This is a genomic window from Stenotrophomonas maltophilia (assembly GCF_025642255.1).
Classification (GTDB): domain Bacteria; phylum Pseudomonadota; class Gammaproteobacteria; order Xanthomonadales; family Xanthomonadaceae; genus Stenotrophomonas; species Stenotrophomonas maltophilia_P.
This window is the reverse complement of sequence record NZ_CP106759.1, coordinates 2326226-2343611: the sequence shown is the minus strand read 5'-3', so window position 1 is coordinate 2343611 and position 17386 is coordinate 2326226. Positions and strand designations below refer to the sequence as shown.

Annotated in this window: 14 protein-coding genes; 11 read left to right on the top strand and 3 right to left on the bottom strand. The window is 68.4% G+C overall.

The features are described from left to right. The first annotated feature begins 86 nt into the window (after positions 1-86). Genes N8888_RS10745 through N8888_RS10735 form a run of 3 tightly spaced genes read left to right on the top strand, consistent with a single transcriptional unit; the run spans position 87 to position 4585 of the window. Positions 87-1256 carry a TolC family protein gene (locus N8888_RS10745; RefSeq protein ID WP_239519805.1) on the top strand — a complete coding sequence of 390 codons (1170 nt, stop codon included), beginning with the start codon at positions 87-89 and terminating at the stop codon, positions 1254-1256. Next, the gene (locus tag N8888_RS10740) at positions 1237-3402 is read left to right on the top strand and encodes a type I secretion system permease/ATPase (protein WP_111185940.1); all 2166 of its coding nucleotides are present in this window, start codon (positions 1237-1239) and stop codon (positions 3400-3402) included. Before N8888_RS10745 ends, N8888_RS10740 begins: the two co-directional genes overlap by 20 nt. Continuing rightward, positions 3395-4585, top strand: coding sequence for a beta-barrel domain-containing protein (locus N8888_RS10735; RefSeq protein WP_005414746.1), 1191 nt, complete (start codon positions 3395-3397; stop codon positions 4583-4585). The genes N8888_RS10740 and N8888_RS10735 overlap by 8 nt, the downstream gene beginning before the upstream one ends. Here the strand turns inward: N8888_RS10735 and N8888_RS10730 are convergent. Next, the gene (locus N8888_RS10730) at positions 4566-5513 is read right to left on the bottom strand and encodes a LysR family transcriptional regulator (protein WP_317629493.1); all 948 of its coding nucleotides are present in this window, start codon (positions 5511-5513) and stop codon (positions 4566-4568) included. The genes N8888_RS10735 and N8888_RS10730 overlap by 20 nt on opposite strands. Positions 5514-5606: 93 nt before the next feature. Here N8888_RS10730 and N8888_RS10725 point away from each other — a divergent pair, with 93 nt between their 5' ends. Then, positions 5607-6800: an MFS transporter gene (locus N8888_RS10725; protein WP_193395914.1), complete on the top strand. Its 1194-nt coding sequence runs from the start codon at positions 5607-5609 to the stop codon at positions 6798-6800. A gap of 22 nt (positions 6801-6822) precedes the next feature. Here the strand turns inward: N8888_RS10725 and N8888_RS10720 are convergent, their stop codons facing one another. Both N8888_RS10720 and N8888_RS10715 read right to left on the bottom strand, forming a co-directional pair. After that, positions 6823-7476, bottom strand: a complete 654-nt coding sequence (locus N8888_RS10720; protein WP_065175264.1) for a response regulator — start codon at positions 7474-7476, stop codon at positions 6823-6825. After that, positions 7469-10498, bottom strand: a complete 3030-nt coding sequence (locus N8888_RS10715) for a sensor histidine kinase (protein WP_263174605.1) — start codon at positions 10496-10498, stop codon at positions 7469-7471. Before N8888_RS10715 ends, N8888_RS10720 begins: the two co-directional genes overlap by 8 nt. 96 nt (positions 10499-10594) lie before the next feature. Here N8888_RS10715 and N8888_RS10710 point away from each other — a divergent pair, with 96 nt between their 5' ends. The 7 genes from N8888_RS10710 to N8888_RS10680 all read left to right on the top strand — a co-directional run bounded on the left by N8888_RS10710 (position 10595) and on the right by N8888_RS10680 (position 17366). Beyond that, positions 10595-10927, top strand: coding sequence for a hypothetical protein (locus N8888_RS10710; protein ID WP_263174602.1), 333 nt, complete (start codon positions 10595-10597; stop codon positions 10925-10927). A 78-nt stretch (positions 10928-11005) separates the two neighbouring features. Beyond that, positions 11006-11422 (top strand): helix-turn-helix transcriptional regulator, encoded by a 417-nt coding sequence (locus N8888_RS10705; protein WP_065175261.1) that lies wholly within the window; start codon positions 11006-11008, stop codon positions 11420-11422. Then, positions 11419-12075 (top strand): hydrolase, encoded by a 657-nt coding sequence (locus N8888_RS10700; RefSeq protein WP_065175260.1) that lies wholly within the window; start codon positions 11419-11421, stop codon positions 12073-12075. The genes N8888_RS10705 and N8888_RS10700 overlap by 4 nt, the downstream gene beginning before the upstream one ends. A 2-nt stretch (positions 12076-12077) precedes the next feature. Then, entirely contained in the window at positions 12078-12497 is a 420-nt protein-coding gene (locus N8888_RS10695) for a DoxX family protein (RefSeq protein WP_128989507.1), read from the top strand. A gap of 119 nt (positions 12498-12616) precedes the next feature. After that, entirely contained in the window at positions 12617-14464 is a 1848-nt protein-coding gene (locus N8888_RS10690; RefSeq protein WP_263178399.1) for an amidohydrolase, read from the top strand. Continuing rightward, complete coding sequence (locus N8888_RS10685) at positions 14443-15726, top strand: alginate export family protein (RefSeq protein ID WP_263174595.1); 1284 nt, start codon at positions 14443-14445, stop codon at positions 15724-15726. The genes N8888_RS10690 and N8888_RS10685 overlap by 22 nt, the downstream gene beginning before the upstream one ends. After that, positions 15720-17366, top strand: coding sequence for an MFS transporter (locus N8888_RS10680; protein WP_111185932.1), 1647 nt, complete (start codon positions 15720-15722; stop codon positions 17364-17366). The genes N8888_RS10685 and N8888_RS10680 overlap by 7 nt, the downstream gene beginning before the upstream one ends. Positions 17367-17386: the final 20 nt, after the last annotated feature.

Sequence of the window (17386 nt, the reverse complement as noted above, 5' to 3'; positions counted from 1 at the left end):
GAAGGCGGTGGGCAGGAGGAGCGTTCGCGCTCCTCCTGCTGTGCGGCCTGCCGGCGGGGGCCAGTGCGATGAGTGTGGAGCAGGCTGTGCAGACCGGACTGGCGATCCATCCCCGGGTGCGTGCGGCGCTGAGCGAAGCGGAACGGGCAGGCACCGACGTGAAAATCGCACGGGGGGGCTACTTTCCCGCACTGCAGATCTCCGGCGGACCGCAGGCCGGACACATGTCCGAAATGGTGTACGACGTCACGCTGTCGCAGATGCTGTTCGACTGGGGCCGGACGCGCAGCCAGGTCGAGGCCGCCAGTGCGACCCAGCGCCGCTATCTGGCAGCGCTGGAGGTCGCCCGGGACGACGCAGCGCTGGATATCATCGAGACCTACCTGGACGTGCTGGTCGCCCGCGAAAGAGTGGTGGCCGTGCGTGACTTCCTGCAGCGGATCGAGGGCGTCCGCGGCATGGCCCGCGACCGCAGCGGCAGCGGCTACGCCGACCGCACCGAGCTGGATCGCGCGCAGCTGGAGTTCGCCCGCGGCCAGGACCAGCTGGCGTTCGAGGAAGGCGCCTTGCGCGATGCCAACAACCAGCTGGCCCTGCTGCTGGGCCGGGATCCTGGCCCGCTGCAGGCGCCGGACCTGCCTGCCGGACGGCGGGCGTGGCAGCGTGACGGCCTGGATGCAGCAATCGAGGCCGCGCCGCTGCTGCGGGAATCGCGCGAGGATGCCGCGGCAGCCGAGGCGGAGCTGGCCGAATCGCGCGCGGCATTGAAGCCACAGCTCAACGTGGAGGCATCGGCGCTGCGCCGCGAGATCGGCGGCCAGATGGAGAACGATTCGGTGGTTTCGCTGCGCCTGCGCATGGATGTCCTGCGCGGCTTCAGCAATTTCCAGCGGCCGGCGGCGGCCCGGCAGCGACTGGAGGCGGCGCAGTGGAGTGCCGACGCCACCCGCCGTGATCTGCGGCGCAAGATGCGCACCTTGTTCGACAACGCCGATGCGCTGGTACTGCGTGAGCAGGCGCTGCAGCAACAGGTGGAGGAGTCCACGCACGTCGGCGGCCTGTATCACGACCAGTTCCAGGTCGGACGCCGCGACATCATCGATCTGCTCAGCGTGCAGCGCGAGCGGATGGAGGCCGAACGCCAGCTGGCAACTCTGCGCATGGAGCGGGTCCGTATCGATTATCGCGCTGCCGCCCAGATCGGGCAGCTGGGTGAGTTGCTTGGAGGGAGGACGCATGCAGACGCCGCGCATTGAATCGACTACCACCGGCAGCGGCAACACGCCGCGCGACCCGCTGCAGGATGGCCTGCTGCTGCTGTGCGAGCGGCTGGGCCGGCCACTGGGTGCTGCCGAGCTGGTTGACGGCATTGCTCTGGAGCAGGGGCGGCTGCCATTGCAGCGGGTGCCACGCGCGCTGCGGCGGGCGGACCTGAACGCGCGCGTGGAGGCCTTCGAGCTGACCGACATCGACGCCTATCTGCTGCCGGTCCTGCTGCTGCTGAACAATGGGAACACGCTGTTGTTGACGGCGATCAGCGATGACCAGGCGCAGGTGGAGGTGCCACAGGCCGAGGGTGGCACACAGGCCATGCCGCTGCAGCCACTGCAGGCGCTGTACAGTGGTACGGCAGTGTTCGCCAAACCGCGCTTCCGCTCGGATGGCCGGGTCGGCGATTTCGCCGCGGGCCGGGGCGAGCACTGGTTCTACGGGCCACTGCGTCAGCTGTGGCGCTCCTATGTCGAGGTGGGGGCCGCCGCATTCGTGGCCAACCTGCTGGCCATCGCGACGGCGATATTCGCCATGCAGGTCTATGACCGGGTGGTGCCGGTGGCAGCGTTCGACACGCTGTGGGTGCTGGCCAGTGGCGTTGCCCTGGCGGTCATCATCGAAGGGGTGCTGCGCGTCCTGCGCGGGCAGCTGCTGCATGTGCTCGGCAAGCGCATGGACCTGCAGCTGGGAACGCTGCTGTTCGCCCGCGTGCTCGGTACCCGGATCAACGCCAAGCCGGCGTCGATGGGGGCATTCAGTACGCAGGTGCGCGAGTTTGAGGGCGTGCGTGATTTCTTCACCTCGTCCACCGCTGCGCTGCTCAGCGACCTGCCGTTCGTGTTCGTGTTCCTGCTGCTGATCGCGCTGATCGGTGGGCATGTGGTCTGGGTGCCGGTGGTGGCCTGTGTCCTGATGGTGCTGCCGGGCGTGCTCGCGCAGCGCCGGCTGGGTGAGCTGTCGCGGCAGAATCTGCGCGAAGGGGCGATGAAGAACAGCGTGCTGCTGGAGGCCTTTGAACACCTGGAATCAGTAAAGGCCACGCGTGCCGAAGGCCGCAGCCTGAAGCACTGGGAAAGCCTGACGGCGCAGCTGGCGGGAACGGCGTTGAAGACAAGTACGCTCACCGCCAGCCTCAGCCATGGCGCGGCCGTGGTGCAGCAGCTTGCGTATGTGGGTGTGGTCGCCTTCGGTGTCTACCGCATCAATGACGGTGCGATGACCGTGGGCGCACTGGTGGCGTGCTCGATCCTGTCATCGCGGGCGATCGCGCCGCTGGCGCAGGTTGCGGCGGTGCTGGGGCGCTGGCAGCACACCCGCGTCGCCATGGAGGGGCTGGACCAGTTGATGGGCGCCGAGCAGGAGCGCCCACAGGGTGCCCGCTTCGTGCACCGGTCGCGCCTGCAGGGTGCCTACCAGCTGCACGATGTCCGCCTGGCGCTGGGCGAAGGGCCGTGGGTGGTCGACGTGCATGCGCTGTCCATCGCACCTGGGCAGCGTGTGGCGCTGCTGGGCGGCAACGGTGCGGGCAAGTCCAGCCTGCTGCGTGTTCTGTCCGGACTGGTGACGCCGCAGCAGGGACGCCTGTTGCTGGACGACGTGGCGCTGGCACAGATCGATCCCGGTGACCGTGCACGCAACATTGGTTATCTGCCGCAGGACGTGGCGCTGTTCCATGGCAGCCTGCGCGACAACCTCAATCTGGAAGGTGCCGCCTGGCGGGATGATGAGCTGCTGGAGGCGCTGGATGCGGTGGGCATGGGGCCTTTCGTGCGCGGCAATCCGTTGGGGCTGGACCAGCTGGTGATGGGCAACGGCAGCCTGTCCGGTGGCCAGCGCCAGGCCATCGGCCTGGCCCGGGTGATCCTGCAGGATCCGCCTGTCGTGCTGCTGGATGAGCCCACCGCCGCCTTCGACCAGCAGAGCGAGACCCATGTCATCCAGTTCCTGCAGCGTTGGCTCGGCCAGCGCACGCTGGTACTGACCACCCACAAGCGCAGCATGCTGGCCCTCGTCGAGCGTGCCGTGGTGATGCGCAACGGCAGGATCATCATGGACGGCCCATTGGAGCAGGTGGTGCAGGGCAACCAGGTGCAGCCGATCGCCGCGGTCGCAGGAGGACATCATGGTTGAGCGGCAGAAGCGTTCGCAGCGACTGCGGCGCGAGCTTGCGGATCCACTGCTGGCGTCCACGCATCCCGTGTACCGACCGCTGTTGTGGGTGCTGCTGGCGACGGTGGCCATCGCCGTGGGCTGGGCCGCGCTTGCGCAGCTGGACCAGGTGACCCGTGGCGAGGGCAGGGTGGTGCCGTACAGCCGCATGCAGAAGATCCAGAGCCTGGAAGGCGGCATCCTCGATCGCCTGCTGGTGAAGGAGGGAGACCTGGTCGAAGTGGGCCAGCCGCTGGTGCGGCTGGAGGAAACCCACTTCCGCACCAACTACGAGGAATCGGCCAACCAGTCGCAGGTGCTGCGGGCCGCAATCGCGCGACTGGATGCGGAGGTGCTGGGCAAAGGTGCCATCGAGTTCCCGGACGACATTCCGGCCGGGAGCGCGCTGGCACGTTCGGAGCGGGAGCTGTACCAGTCCCGCCGTGCGACATTGCAGCAGAGTTCGGCAGCCATCGGCCAGCAGCTGTCGATCGCGCGCGACCAACTGCGGATCGTGCGGCCGCTGGTCGCGCGCAACGCCGTCAGCCAGATGGAAGAGTTGAAGCTGACCCAGGAAATCGCCACGTTGACCGGCAAGCTCAGCGAGTTGCGCAACACCTATTTCCAGGAAGCCTATACCGAACGCTCCAAGCTGAAGGCGGAGTTGTCCGCACTGGAGCCGATCGTGCACCAGCGGCAGGACCAGCTGCGGCGCACCGAGATCCTGTCGCCCGTGCGTGGGCGGGTCAACACGGTGCTGATCAATACCCGCGGTGGCGTGATTCCTCCCGGCGAGCCGATCATGGAGGTGATTCCGGTGGAGGAACGGCTGCTGGTGGAAGCCCGCGTCAAGCCGCGCGACGTCGCGTTCCTGGTGCCGGGCATGCCGGCCAAGGTCAAGATCACCGCCTATGACTACACCATCTACGGCGAACTCAGCGGCACCGTCGAGCAGATCAGTGCCGATACCATCGAGGAGGATACGCCGCGGGGCAAGGAATCGTTCTACCAGGTGCTGATCCGCACCGATGGCAGCCAGCTGCGGCGGCACGGCGAGGCCCTGCCGATCATTCCCGGCATGGTGGCGGATGTGGACATCCTGACCGGCAAGCGCAGCGTCCTGAACTACCTGCTGCGACCGTTGATCAAGGCGCGGTTGAACTGAGACCGGGAGTCGGCCGCATGCCATGCAGCTGCGGCAGGGCGGCCTTCATCGCATCGATGAAGGCGCGCAGCCGCGCCGGCTGCTGGCGCGCGGCAGGAAACACCACATGCACCGGCAGGGGCGGCGCTTCCCAGCCCGGCAACAACTGGACCAGGCGGCCGTGCGCCAGATCCTCGGCGACCAGCCAGGCCGATACCACCGCCGCACCCAGGCCCGCACGCGCCGCCTGCTGGACCACGAACAGGTTGTCACTGAGCAGGCGCGGCGTGATCGACAGTGTGTGCGGACGCCCGCGTGCGTCGTGCAGCAGCAGGCGTTCGCGGTAGTAGGTGACGAGGGAGATCCAGGGCAATGCCTGCGCCTGTGCAGCGGTGGTCACCGCATCGGGATCGACCAGCGAAGGCGCGGCGACCACGATGCGTGGGACTTCGGCCAGCGGCAGCGCGACCATGCGTGGCTCGTCCACCGGGCCGACCCGCACCGCACAGTCGACGCCCTCGGCAATGAAGTCCGGGCGCCGGTCTTCGAGGATCCACTCCAGGCTCAACTGTGGATGCCGGGCGAGGAAGGCGAGCATGGTCGGCAGCAGCTGTGCCTGTCCAAACGCATGCGGCACCATCACACGCAGGCGCCCACGCAGCACGTCGGGTTGTCCCTGCAGTTCGGCCTGGAGCGTTTCCCATTCTTCCACCACCCGCTGCGCGTGCCGCTGGCAGCGCATGCCCTCCTCGGTCAGCTGAAGACCATGCGTGGACCGGTGCAGCAGTCGCAGGCCCAGTTGCCGTTCCAGTGCCTGCAGGCGGCGGCTCACGGTGGGCTGGGTGGTACCCAGCTGCGCGGCGGCGGCAGACAGGCTGCCGGCGTCGACGATGCGCAGGAAGGTGCGCAGCAGGTCGAGCCGGTCGGCGCCCGGGGCCATGTCCATCATACGCACCATGTATGAAAAGTATTCATTTGATCCTACTACAGACGTGAGGCGAATAGGCGCAGGCTACCTCCCGTTCCCTGACTGGAGTTGCTGATGTCCACCCCCACGCTTTCCGTGACCGCCCCGCCGGTCGTGGCTCCTTCCACCTCCCTGGTACTGGCGATGGCGGCCGGTGCCGGGTTTTCGGTGGCATCGCTCTATTACAGCCAGCCGATGCTGGGACTGATCGCCCAGGACCTGTCCGCGGGCGAGCGCGCGGCAGGTCTGGTGCCGACCCTGACCCAGCTCGGCTATGCGCTGGGCATCCTGCTGCTGGCGCCCTTGGGGGATCGTTTCGACCGCCGGTCGCTGATCCTGCTGAAGTCCGCGCTGCTGTCGGTTGCACTTGCCGCAGCGGCCGGGGCGGGGCACCTGCCGGGCCTGCTGATGGCCAGCCTGCTGGTCGGGTTGATGGCAACGCTGGCCCAGGACATCGTGCCTGCCGCTGCGGCGCTGGCACCGGATGCGCAACGCGGGCAGGTGGTCGGACGGGTGATGACCGGTCTGCTGCTGGGCATCCTGCTGTCGCGCGTGGTCAGCGGGATGGTGGCCGAGGCCTGGGGCTGGCGCACCCAGTTCGTGCTGGCGGCCGTGTCCGTGGCGGCGATGGGGGGGGTGATGGCGCGTGCACTGCCCCGCTTCGCACCCACCAGCACCCTGCGCTATCCGGCGCTGCTGGGCTCGTTGCTGTCGCTGTGGCGGGAGCAGCCGCAGCTGCGCCGGGCGGTGGCGAGCCAGTCGTTGCTGGCGGTGGGTTTCAGCGCGTTCTGGTCAACCCTGGCGCTGATGCTGCATGCGCGTCTGGGACTGGGCAGTGCTGCCGCCGGCGCCTTCGGTATTGCCGGTGCGGCGGGCGCGCTGGCGGCGCCGTTCGCCGGTCGCTTCGCCGACAGGCTGGGCAGCCCCGCAGTGGCACGCCTGGCGATCATGGTGGCATTGCTTGGCTTTGCACTGCTGCTCGCCGAATCGTGGCTGCCCGCAGCGGCACTGCTGCCGCTGCTGGTGGCCAGCGCACTGCTGTTCGATTTCGGCTTCCAGTCGGCCCTGGTGGCCCACCAGACACTGGTGTATGGCCTGGCGCCCGCCGCACGCAGCCGTCTCAATGCAGTGCTGTTCACCGGCATGTTCATCGGCATGGCGGCCGGAGGAGCACTTGGCAGCCTGGCATTGGCGCAGTGGGGGTGGCATGGGGTGGCATGGCTGGCGACGCTCTGTGCCGGTGGCAGCCTGCTGATCCGCCTGCGCTGAGCGGTGCGCGCGCAGCCGCGCGTCAATCGTGGCCGCTGTCGTCCAGGCTGATGATGCCGCGGCGCAGGGCCTGGGTGACCGCATGGGTGCGGTCGCCGACGCCCAGCTTGTCCATCAGGCTCTTCATGTGCGCTTTCACCGTCTGCTCCGAGATCTGCATGCGTTCGCCGATGCGCTTGTTCGAGAGTCCGCCGGCAACATGCCGCAGCACCTCGGTTTCGCGCGGCGACAGCCGGTCCTCCACCACGTGCGCGGCGATGCTGGCGGCCACCGCGGGTGGAATAGGCGCACGGCGACCACCGGCCACCATGCGGATGGTATCGATCAGTTCATGGCGCAGCATGTCCTTGAGCAGATAGGCGCTGGCACCGGCCTGCAGGGCGCGCACCGCGCGCACGTCGCCGCGGTAGGTGGTCAGCACGATGATGCGGGCACGCGGGTCGAGCGCGCGGATCCGCATGATGGCCTCGACACCGTCCAGCCGGGGCATCTGCAGGTCCATCAGCACCACGTCCGGTTGCAGATGCTGGTACTGCGCGATGGCTTCTTCACCGTCGGCAGCTTCGCCCAGCAGCCGCAGGTCCGGCTGGGCGCCGAGCAGGGCCGCCAGGCCGTCGCGCAGCAGCGGGTGGTCATCGACCACCAGCACGCCGATGGGAGGGGAGAGCTCAGTCATGGTCAGGTCTGCTCCAGGGCCAGCGCCAGCGCGACGGCCTTCGGTGATAGAGGCGGCGCGCGGGGACCGACAGCGCCACTTCAGTGCCCAGGCCGGGCCGCGTCCACAGCTTCAGCGCCGCGCCCAGCCGCTGCGCGCGCTCGCGCATGCCCTGCAGCCCCCAGTGGCCGGCACCGGCATGGTCGTCGGCAATGCCAACGCCGTCATCGCGGACATGCAGCAGGAAGCAGCGGGCACCGTAGGACAGCTCGACCTCGATGGCGCTGGCGTGCGCATGCCGCAATGCATTGCGGATCGCCTCGCGGCCGATCAGGAACACCTCCTCGGCAGCATCCGGCTGCAGGCGGGGCGGGGTGCCTTCCACGGTCAGGCGCAGTGGGTTGGTGCCCTGGCCGGCGTACTCAGCGTGCACATCGGCCAGGGCCGAGGCCAGATCACGACCCGCGAAGGGACCGTCGCGCAGGGCGTTGACCCGTTCGCGGCCCTCGGCCAGATTGCGTTCGGCCAGCTGCATCGCCGATTCCAGCTGGCTGCGCACGGTTTCCGGTGTCTGTGGTGACTGGCTGATCGCGTGCAGGCGCAGGATCAGGCCCTGGCTGCCCTGCAGCAGCGTGTCATGCAGGTCACGGGCGATGCGCTCGCGTTCGCCGTTGCGCTCCTGCAGCCGGGCCCGGAACAGCGCGGCCAGCTGTCCGCTGCGGATCCGTACGGCCATCACCAGCACCGCCAGCACCAGCAGCGCGCACAGCAGCTTGAACCAGACCGTCTGCATGAAGGTCGGTGCGATGCGGAAGCTGCGATGCGCCGGCACCCGGCTCCAGATGCCGTCTTCGTTGGCGGCCTCCACCTCGAAGCGGTAGCTGCCGGGGGCCAGGTTGGTGTAGTAGGCGCGGGTGCTGCTGCCGGCGTCCTGCCAGTCCTCGTCGACACCCGACAGTCGATAGCGGTAGCGGTTGCGTTCGGGCCGGGCCAGTGAAAGGGCCACGTAGTCGATCTGCAGCTGGGTGGTACCAGCGGGCAGGCGCAGATTGTCACGCAGTGGTTCGTGCACGTTGCCGTACAGCACATCGCCGATGCGGACGCTCGGCGCCATGCTGTTGACGTGCGCGTGGGTCGTGTCCAGCCATGCCAGGCCCTGGTTGGTGGCCAGCCAGAGCAGCCCGTCACCGGCCAGCACCGCCGTGGAGATCGGACCGCTCTGCAGGGCGACGCCCGGCATGCCGTCCACGGCATCGAACAGGCGCGGCGTCACCGGCAGGCCGGCGCGCAGCGCGTGCCGCAGATGCGCGCTGTCCAGACGCACCAGGCCGCGGCTGCCGTTGAGCCAGAGCCGGCCCTGTGCATCGGCCACCATGCCGGTGATGCCCTCGAGCACGCCCGCAAGGTCGGTTCGTACCGGCATGAAACGTCCGCCGCCCAGGCGTGCGGCCAGGCCCGATTCGCCGGCGACCAGCAACAGATCGCGCTGCTGCAGCAGGGCAGTCACCGGCCCCACTGACAGCCCCTGCGCGGCACCGAAGGTCTCGATCGTGCTATCACCCAGATGGCGCAGGCGTCCATCGGCATACCCCAGCAGCAGCTGGCCGTTGTCGTCCATTGCCAGGGAGGAACAGGCCTGCTCGGGCAGGCGCGTTTCGCGCTGCCAACGGCCCTGCGCGTAATGCAGCACGCCGCGCTCGCCGGTACAGACCCAGGCCTGCTCGTCATCGGGAAACAGCAGCGCGTGCAGTGGCTGGCCGGTGAACGGCGCCGGCAGTGCGATCCGTGCGGTCCGGCCGTTACGCGTGCGCGCGAGATTGACCCAGTCGAATTGCCAGATCGGCGTCGGCGCGCCGCGTGCAGCGGCTTTCAGTTGCGCGCCACTGCCGTCGAGCAGCTCCCGGCGCAGGTCATAAGGTGCCAGATCCTCGCCGTAGCCATACACGCGGCCATCGCTGGCACGGACCAGCGAGCGATACGGATCGGCAGGACCGGCCGACAGCGTTTTCACGCTGCGCGCGCGGAAGCGGTTGAGGCCGAGATTGGTGCCGACCCAGATATTGCCTTCGCGGTCGGCCATGATCGGCACGGCCGACGTTGCGGTCAGGCCATCCGGTGAATCGAAACGTTCCATGCGCACGGCGCGCCTGCCATCGAACGTGACCCTGGCGACCCCACCGTGCGGGCTCATCGTCGCCCACAGCGCGCCATCAGCGGTGAACTGCAGCCGCGCAGCGACCAGCTCCGGCAGGCGGCGTGCCTCGCGCTCGTGCTGTGGCAGCACACCCTCCGCGTTGGCCAGCGGCGAGGTGCCGCGCACGCGGTCGGCCAGCCACACCTCACCCAGCGGGCTCTCCACCAACGTGGCCATCTGCGAGACAGCGATGCCGGTGTCCTCGAAGCGGACGGCACCCGGCGCGCGTTTCCAGATCTTCAGGTCGGCCAGCACCCAGAAGGTATTGCGGCTGTCCTGCAGGACCCACTGCACGCGCCGCTCGGGCAGGCCTGCGCTGGCCGGTGGCGGCCGCCAGCGCTTGCCGTCGAACCAGCGCAGCCCGCCGTTGATGGCGGCCCAGCGGCGTCCGTGCTGGTCGCGGCTGAAGCGCGGCACCACGCCGACCGGAACCCCTTCCGCGCGCCCGAAGTTGCGCAGCTGGCCATTGGCGAACTGGCTGATGCCCGCCTGGAAATAGCCGATCCACAGCGCATCGCCATCGCCGGGCACCAGAGTGACCATGTTGGTGGAGGGAAATCGGCTGCCGGGCGGTGCGGGCTGCCGCTCGAAGCGACGCCCGTCGAAGCGGTACAGCCCGGAGCCGGTGGCCAGCCAGAGCAGGCCGTCGCGATCCTGGGCGATGTCCCAGATATCGCCGGGTGCGCCCTGTCCCACCCGCCAGGCGGTGTGCTCGTAGCCGGGCAGCCCGCTGCTCACTGCCGGGCGCTGCACGGCGTGGGCGGGCAGGGCGATGCACAGCAGCAAGCACATCAGCAACGCCGTCAGGCGACGCAGGGAAGGGAAGGGGCAGCCATGCATGCAGCGCATTCTCGCAGGTGCGGGGCAGGGCGGGGTGACCCGAACGGGGTAGGCGCCTGCCGCGGCACTCGGCTATCACGCCGGCATGGACCACAGAGACTCTCCATGCAGCGCCTGTTCGTGATGTTTCCTGACCGCGGTCCCGGCGCCGGCCTGTTGTGGCTGCGGCTGTGCGTGGTCGCAGCGCTGTGCGTGCGCCCGTCCGACGCGGGCTGGCTGACGGCTGCCTGCCTGCTGGTCGCCCTGTCGCTGCTGCTGGGGGTGCTGACGCCGGTGTCGGCGCTGCTGGCCGTGCCGTGCCTGTTCTGGCAGTCCGTGCCGTGGGCCCTGGCGTTGCTGCCGTTGGCCCTGCTGGCACTTGGGCCGGGTGCCTACTCGCTGGACGCGCGGCTGTTCGGACGACGTGTGCTGGAGCGACGGTCTCCCCCATTCGGGTAGGTGCTGCCCTCGTCCGTCGGGGGTAGGGCATCGTGCCGGCGCCCCGCACCATGGGGCACCCCGTCGTGGCACCCCTCCATGGCTACCGTATCCCGCCCTGTTCCGACCGTCGCGGCGTTGCCGCCCCGGCAGGCTGCCGCTCTGCAGCGTGCGCTGCATTACATCGATGAACACCTGTCACAGCCGATGCGGGTCACCGAGCTGGCTGACGCGGCCTGCGTGAGCCGCTTCCATCTGGTGCGGCTGTTCCGCACCGGAACCGGCGCGAGCCCACTGCGCTACGTGCGCCGCCGCCGTATCGAGCGTGCCCGTCAGCTACTGCCCGTCGTGCAACTGCCGATGTCCTGCCTGGCGCAGCAGCTGGGCTTCTTCGACCAGAGCCATTTCGTCCGCAGCTTCCGCGCGGAGACCGGCTGCAGCCCCGGCCAGTACCTGGCTGGAGATGCAGCCCTGTCCCTTCCCCCTGCCCTTGTTCGCAACGGAGTCCATCCATGAGCCTCGCTACCGCAATTCCTGCCAAAGGCCTGCTATCGCCCACCGATCACGCACTGGTCCTGATCGATTTCCAGTCGCAGATGGCATTTGCAACCCACACGATCGACATCTCGGCGCTGCGCAACAACGTCGCGCTGATCAGCAAGGGCGCGCAGGGTTTCAATGTGCCTGTGGTGCTGACCACGGTCGCGGAGACCTCGTTCTCCGGCCCGATGTTTCCGGAGCTGCCGGTGATCTTCCCCGGGCAGAAGGTGTTCGATCGCACCTCGATGAACACCTGGGAAGACCAGCCGGTGATCGATGAGATCAATCGCATCGGCAGGCGTCGCCTGGTGATGGCCGGGCTGTGGACCAGCGTGTGCATCGTGGGGCCTGCGCTGTCAGCGCTGGAGCAGGGTTTCCAGGTGTACGTGATCACCGACGCCTGCGGCGATGTCAGCGTGGAAGCACATGAGCGGGCGATCGCCCGCATGGTGCAGGCCGGTGCGGTGCCGATGACCAGCGTGCAGTACCTGCTGGAGCTGCAGCGCGACTGGGCGCGCGGCGAGACCTATGGCCTGACCACCGGAATCGCCCGTGATCATGCGGGCGGTTACGGCATCGGCATCCAGTACGCCAAGACCATGTTCGGCGCCCAGGAAGGCGGGCACTGACCATGGATCCGGGGCTCGACCTGGCGCTGCTGATCCTGCGCGTGGCGGCGGGCGGCTTCCTGCTGCCCCACGCGCTGGGCAAGCTGTTCGGCTGGTTCGGTGGCCCTGGCCTGGGCGGCTTTGCGGGCGAACTGCGTGGCTTCGGCCTGCCGTCGGCCGCGCCTCTGCCATTGCTGCTGGCCGGGCTGCAGGTGCTGTCCGGAATGGCCGTACTGCTGGGCTGGCAGACACGCATCGCTGCGCTGGCCGCAGCGGCGTTCATCGGCTTCACCGTGCTGCTGGCCGTGCCCAAGGGCTGGTTCTGGATGCGCGCCGGCGCCGAGTACCCCCTGATGTGGACCCTCGTCCTGCTGGCCATCGCGCTGGCCGGGCCGGGAGCCTGGGCGCTGGACAGCCCCGTATTTCCCGGAGACATCGCATGAACCATGAGCCACTCGATCCCGGCCGCCGCAGCGTCGTACTGGGCACCGGCGCTGCCGTGGCGCTGGGCCTTGCCGGACAGGCCGGCGCCGCCCTCGATTCCGCCCCCAAGGAGCGCCGCATGCACACACTGGTCATCCGCAACGCCCGCATCACCACGCTCGATCCACACCGTCCGCATGCACAGGCGCTGGCCGTACAGGAAGGGCGCATCATCGCCGTAGGCAGCGATGAAGAGATCATGCGTGGTTGGGGAGCCGAAGCCACGCTCATCGACGCACAGGGCAGGCGACTGGTGCCCGGCCTCAACGACAGTCACACCCACCTCATCCGTGGTGGCCTGAACTACAACCTGGAGCTGCGCTGGGACGGGCTGCGTTCGCTGGCCGATGCAATGGCCATGCTCAAGGCACAGGTCGATCGCACCCCGGCGCCGCAATGGGTGCGCGTGGTGGGGGGCTTCACCGCCGCCCAGTTCCACGAGAAGCGCCTGCCGACCCTGCAGGAGCTCAACCAGATCGCACCGGATACGCCGGTGTTCCTGCTGCACCTGTATGACCGCGCGCTGCTCAACGGGGCGGCGCTGCGTGCATGCGGCTACACCCGCGAAACGCCGGACCCGCCCGGTGGCCAGATCGTGCGCGATTCGCTGGGCAACCCCACCGGCCTGCTGCTGGCCAAGCCCAATGCGTTGATTCTGTATGCGACGCTGGCCAAGGGGCCACGCCTGCCGGTCGAATACCAGGCCAACTCCACCCGTCACTTCATGCGCGAGTTGAACCGGCTCGGCATCACCTCGGTGATCGATGCCGGGGGAGGCTTCCAGAACTATCCCGAGGACTACCAGGTCATCGAGCAGCTGCACCGCGACGACCAGCTGACCGTGCGTATCGCCTACAACCTGTTCACGCAGAACAAAGGCAAGGAAGTGGATGACTTCCGTGGCTGGAGTGAGATCCTGCAGCCCCGCCAGGGCGATGATCTGCTGCGCCACAACGGCGCCGGCGAGATGCTGGTGTTCTCGGCAGCGGACTTCGAGCTGTTCAGCGAACCACGCCCCGAGCTGCCGCCGGAACTGGAGCCGGAGCTGCATGATGTGGTGAAGCTGCTGGTGCAGAAGCGCTGGCCGTTCCGCATCCACGCGACCTATGACGAGAGCATCGGCCGCATCCTCGATGTCTATGAGCAGGTCAACCGCGAAGTACCGTTCGATGGACTGCACTGGTTCATCGATCACGCCGAGACCATCACCCCGCGCAACATCGAGCGGATCCGGGCACTGGGTGGAGGCATTGCGGTACAGCACCGCATGGCCTACCAGGGCGAAGCGTTCGTCGAACGCTATGGCGTGCAGGCGGCACGGCACACGCCGCCGGTGAAGCGCATGCTGGCCGAAGGCGTGCCGGTCGGCGCCGGCACCGACGCCACCCGCGTGGCCAGCTACAACCCCTGGGTCGCGCTGTCGTGGCTGGTCACCGGGCGCACCGTCGGCGGCCTGGCGCTGTATGGGGAGGAGAACCTGCTGGAGCGCGAGCAGGCCTTGCGCCTGTGGACGCAGGGCAGCGCATGGTTCTCCGGCGATGAAGCGGTGAAGGGCACCTTGAGGGAAGGCCAGTTGGCCGATTTCATCCTGCTCTCGGCCGATTTCTTCCGCGTCGAAGATGCCCGCATCGCCGACATCACCAGCGTGCTTACCGTGGTCGGTGGCCGCATCGTGCATGCCGGCGAAGACTATGCCGGACTGGCGCCGCAGCTGCCGCCGGCGATGCCGGACTGGTCGCCGGTCAACCGGTTCGGGGGGTATCACGTGGGCGGCGCGTCCACCGGCCTGGCGATGGCGCATCACCATCACCATGGTGCGGCCTGCAGGACCCACGGTGCACACGACCATGCCGCGCGCCACGCAGCACCCAGCAATGATCTGACCGCATTCTGGGGTGCGATGGGATGCTCGTGCTTCGCATTCTGAGCCTCGCCCTGCTGGCCGCGCCGTCCCTTGCGCTCGCCTGCGAGGGGGGCTACTGCAGCGATGCCGCTGATGGCACGTTGCAGTGGGATGCCTCGATGCGTCTGCGCGGCATGTACTACGACCCGACCCGCTTCGGTATCGGCGGCGGCGAGGATGGCTACGGCCTGCTTCGCGCATTGGCGTCGGCCACCTACGGTGAACGCGACTGGAAGGCGATGCTGCAGCTGGGCGTGCACGGCGAGCGTGGGAGGGCCGGTGGACCTGGCAGGACCGATCGGGGTGCGCTGGACGTGCAGCAGGCGTACTGGCGCTGGCAGCGCGGCGGCCTGCATGTGCAGCTCGGGCGGCAGGAGGCGGGCCATGGCAGCTCGCGCCTGCTGTCGGTGCGCGACGGGCCGAATATCCGCCTGGCCTTCGATGGTGCCAGGGTCGGATGGCAGGGCGGACTGGGCGTGCTGGAACTGATGGCACTGCGTCCGGTGGAGAACCGGCCGGGTGCGTTCGATGACCGTGGCGAACGCGGTTCGCATCTGTGGGGTGCCTATGCAACCACGGCGCCAGGCCAGGGTCCGGGCCAGTGGGACCTCTATCTGCTGGACTATCGCCGGGAGGACGCCCGCTTCGCGGCAGGCGCCGGCATCGAGCGCCGGCAGACTCTCGGGGCGCGCTGGTTCGGCCAGGCCGGATCGTTGGACTGGAACAGCGAGCTGGTCGTGCAGGGCGGTGAGCTGCGGACCACCAGCGAGCAGCTTGATATCCGCGCGTGGACGCTGGCCACCGATACCGGTTGGCGTTGGCCGCAACTGCCCTTGCAGCCACGGCTGGGACTGAAGGCCGACATCGCCAGTGGTGATGGCCGCCCGAACGACGCCCGGCTGGGCACCTTCAATGCCCTGTTCCCGAAATCGGCCTACTTCAGCGAAGCCAGCCTGCTGGCGCCGGCGAACCTGATGGACGTGCAGCCAACCCTCACACTGCGGTTGCACGAATCCGTCACCACTGAACTGGGCATGCAGATGGCCTGGAAGCACCGCCGCGCCGATGCGGTGTACACCACGCCCGCACCGCTGGTGGCGTTGCCCGGCAGCGCAGGCGGCGCGCGCAGGATCGGCCGCCAGTACAAATCCGAAACCCGCTGGCAGGCCAGTGCACACTGGCAGTGGCAGCTGCAGCTGGCCTGGGTCGATGCCGGTCCTGCGCTGACGCAGGCCGGTGGCCAGGACACGTTGTTCGCCTCGATCGTTGGAGCATGGCAATGGTGAATGCACGCACATCGCAACCTCCCGCACCGGCCGCAGGTGCCTGGTCCCCGCTGAAGATCCGCATGTTCCGCTCGATCTGGCTGGCGATCCTGGCCAGCAACATCGGTACGTGGGTCAATGACGTGGCCGCGGCCTGGGTGATGGCCGAACGCACAGGATCACCGTTGATGGTGGCCCTGGTGCAGTCAGCCACAACCGTACCGATCGTGCTGCTGGCACTGGCCGCAGGAACCCTGGCCGACATCGTCGATCGCCGCACGTACCTGCTGGCCACCCAGGGATGGATGCTGGCAGTGGCGGCCTTGATGGCGGTGCTGACCTCGCTCGGCATGCTGACGCCGCAGCTGCTGGTGCTGCTCACGTTCTGCATGGGATGTGGCGCGGCGATGGCGATGCCGGCGCAGGCAGCGATCGTCTCCGAGCTGGTTCCGCAGTCGATGCTGCCGTCGGCAGTGGCGCTGAATTCGATCGGCATCAACATCGCCCGTTCGATCGGGCCTGCTGTCGGTGGCCTGATCGTCGCCCAGCTGGGAGCCGTGTGGGCCTTTGGCTTCAATGCCATCACCTTCGCTGCGATGCTGTTCGTGGTCTGGGGCTGGAAGCGTGACCCGAAGGCATCGAGCCTGCCGCCGGAAGGCTTCGGTGCCGGACTGAAGGCCGGACTGCGCTATGCCAGCCGCGCCGGGCGTCTGCAGGCGGTGCTGATCAAATCGGTCGGCTTTTTCTTCTTCGCTGCGGCCATGAACGCATTGTTGCCGGTGGTGGTGCGAGGGCAGATGCATGGCGGTGCAGGGCAGTACGGCATGCTGCTGGGCTGCATCGGCATCGGCGCGGTTGCCGGGGCGCTGCTGCTGCCTAGATTGCGCGCACAGCTGGACCGCGATCTGCTGGTGTTGCTGGCGACGCTGGCGCTGGCACTGAGCTTGGTTGGACTGGCGCTGACCCGCAGCTGGTACCTGCTGCCGGTGGTGATGCTGGTGAACGGTTTTGCCTGGATCACGGTGCTGTCCTCGTTGCAGATCGCCGCACAGACGGCGGTTCCGGCGTGGGTGAGGGCACGAGCGCTGGCGCTGTACATCATGGTGTTCTCGGCAGGCATGGCCGCCGGCGGCCTATGCTGGGGCGCGCTGGCGCAGCGAACATCGCCGGAACTGGCGCTGCTGGTTGCGGCAGCAGGCGCGGTCATCGGCGGGCTGCTGGTGTGGAGGGTGCGAATCGCTGGCACCGAAGATCTCAACCTGCGCCCTGCGGGTCATTGGCCGGCGCCGGAACTGTCGGTGCCGGTCTCCAACGATCGCGGGCCGGTGCTGGTGACGATCGAATACCGCATCGAGGCCGCCGACCGTGCATCGTTCCAGGCGCAGATGCGCGCGCTGGGCACGATCCGGCGCCGTGACGGTGCGGTGGTGTGGGGCGTGGTTGAAGATGTGGCCAGCCCGGGCATCCATCTGGAGTATTTCGTGACCCCGTCCTGGCTGGAGCACCTGCGCCAGCACGAACGCATCACGGCCGACGACAAGGCGATCCAGGAAGTGCTGCGTGCCCTGCACCGTGGTGAACGCGCGCCGGTGGTACGTCATTTCGTCGGCGGGCATGACCCGTTGCCCACGGCGGTACCGCACCATCACAGCGATATCTGACAGGTAGCGCCGGGCCATGC

Bases quoted from the DNA above. Each gene is read 5' to 3' on its own strand.
- N8888_RS10740 (WP_111185940.1), top strand. From the start codon at position 1,237: ATGCAGACGCCGCGCATTGAATCGACTACCACCGGCAGCGGCAACACG.
- N8888_RS10735 (WP_005414746.1), top strand. From the start codon at position 3,395: ATGGTTGAGCGGCAGAAGCGTTCGCAGCGACTGCGGCGCGAGCTTGCG.
- N8888_RS10730 (WP_317629493.1), bottom strand. From the start codon at position 5,513: ATGATGGACATGGCCCCGGGCGCCGACCGGCTCGACCTGCTGCGCACC.
- N8888_RS10725 (WP_193395914.1), top strand. From the start codon at position 5,607: ATGTCCACCCCCACGCTTTCCGTGACCGCCCCGCCGGTCGTGGCTCCT.
- N8888_RS10720 (WP_065175264.1), bottom strand. From the start codon at position 7,476: ATGACTGAGCTCTCCCCTCCCATCGGCGTGCTGGTGGTCGATGACCAC.
- N8888_RS10715 (WP_263174605.1), bottom strand. From the start codon at position 10,498: ATGCGCTGCATGCATGGCTGCCCCTTCCCTTCCCTGCGTCGCCTGACG.
- N8888_RS10710 (WP_263174602.1), top strand. From the start codon at position 10,595: ATGCAGCGCCTGTTCGTGATGTTTCCTGACCGCGGTCCCGGCGCCGGC.
- N8888_RS10705 (WP_065175261.1), top strand. From the start codon at position 11,006: ATGGCTACCGTATCCCGCCCTGTTCCGACCGTCGCGGCGTTGCCGCCC.
- N8888_RS10700 (WP_065175260.1), top strand. From the start codon at position 11,419: ATGAGCCTCGCTACCGCAATTCCTGCCAAAGGCCTGCTATCGCCCACC.
- N8888_RS10695 (WP_128989507.1), top strand. From the start codon at position 12,078: ATGGATCCGGGGCTCGACCTGGCGCTGCTGATCCTGCGCGTGGCGGCG.
- N8888_RS10690 (WP_263178399.1), top strand. From the start codon at position 12,617: ATGCACACACTGGTCATCCGCAACGCCCGCATCACCACGCTCGATCCA.
- N8888_RS10685 (WP_263174595.1), top strand. From the start codon at position 14,443: ATGCTCGTGCTTCGCATTCTGAGCCTCGCCCTGCTGGCCGCGCCGTCC.
- N8888_RS10680 (WP_111185932.1), top strand. From the start codon at position 15,720: ATGGTGAATGCACGCACATCGCAACCTCCCGCACCGGCCGCAGGTGCC.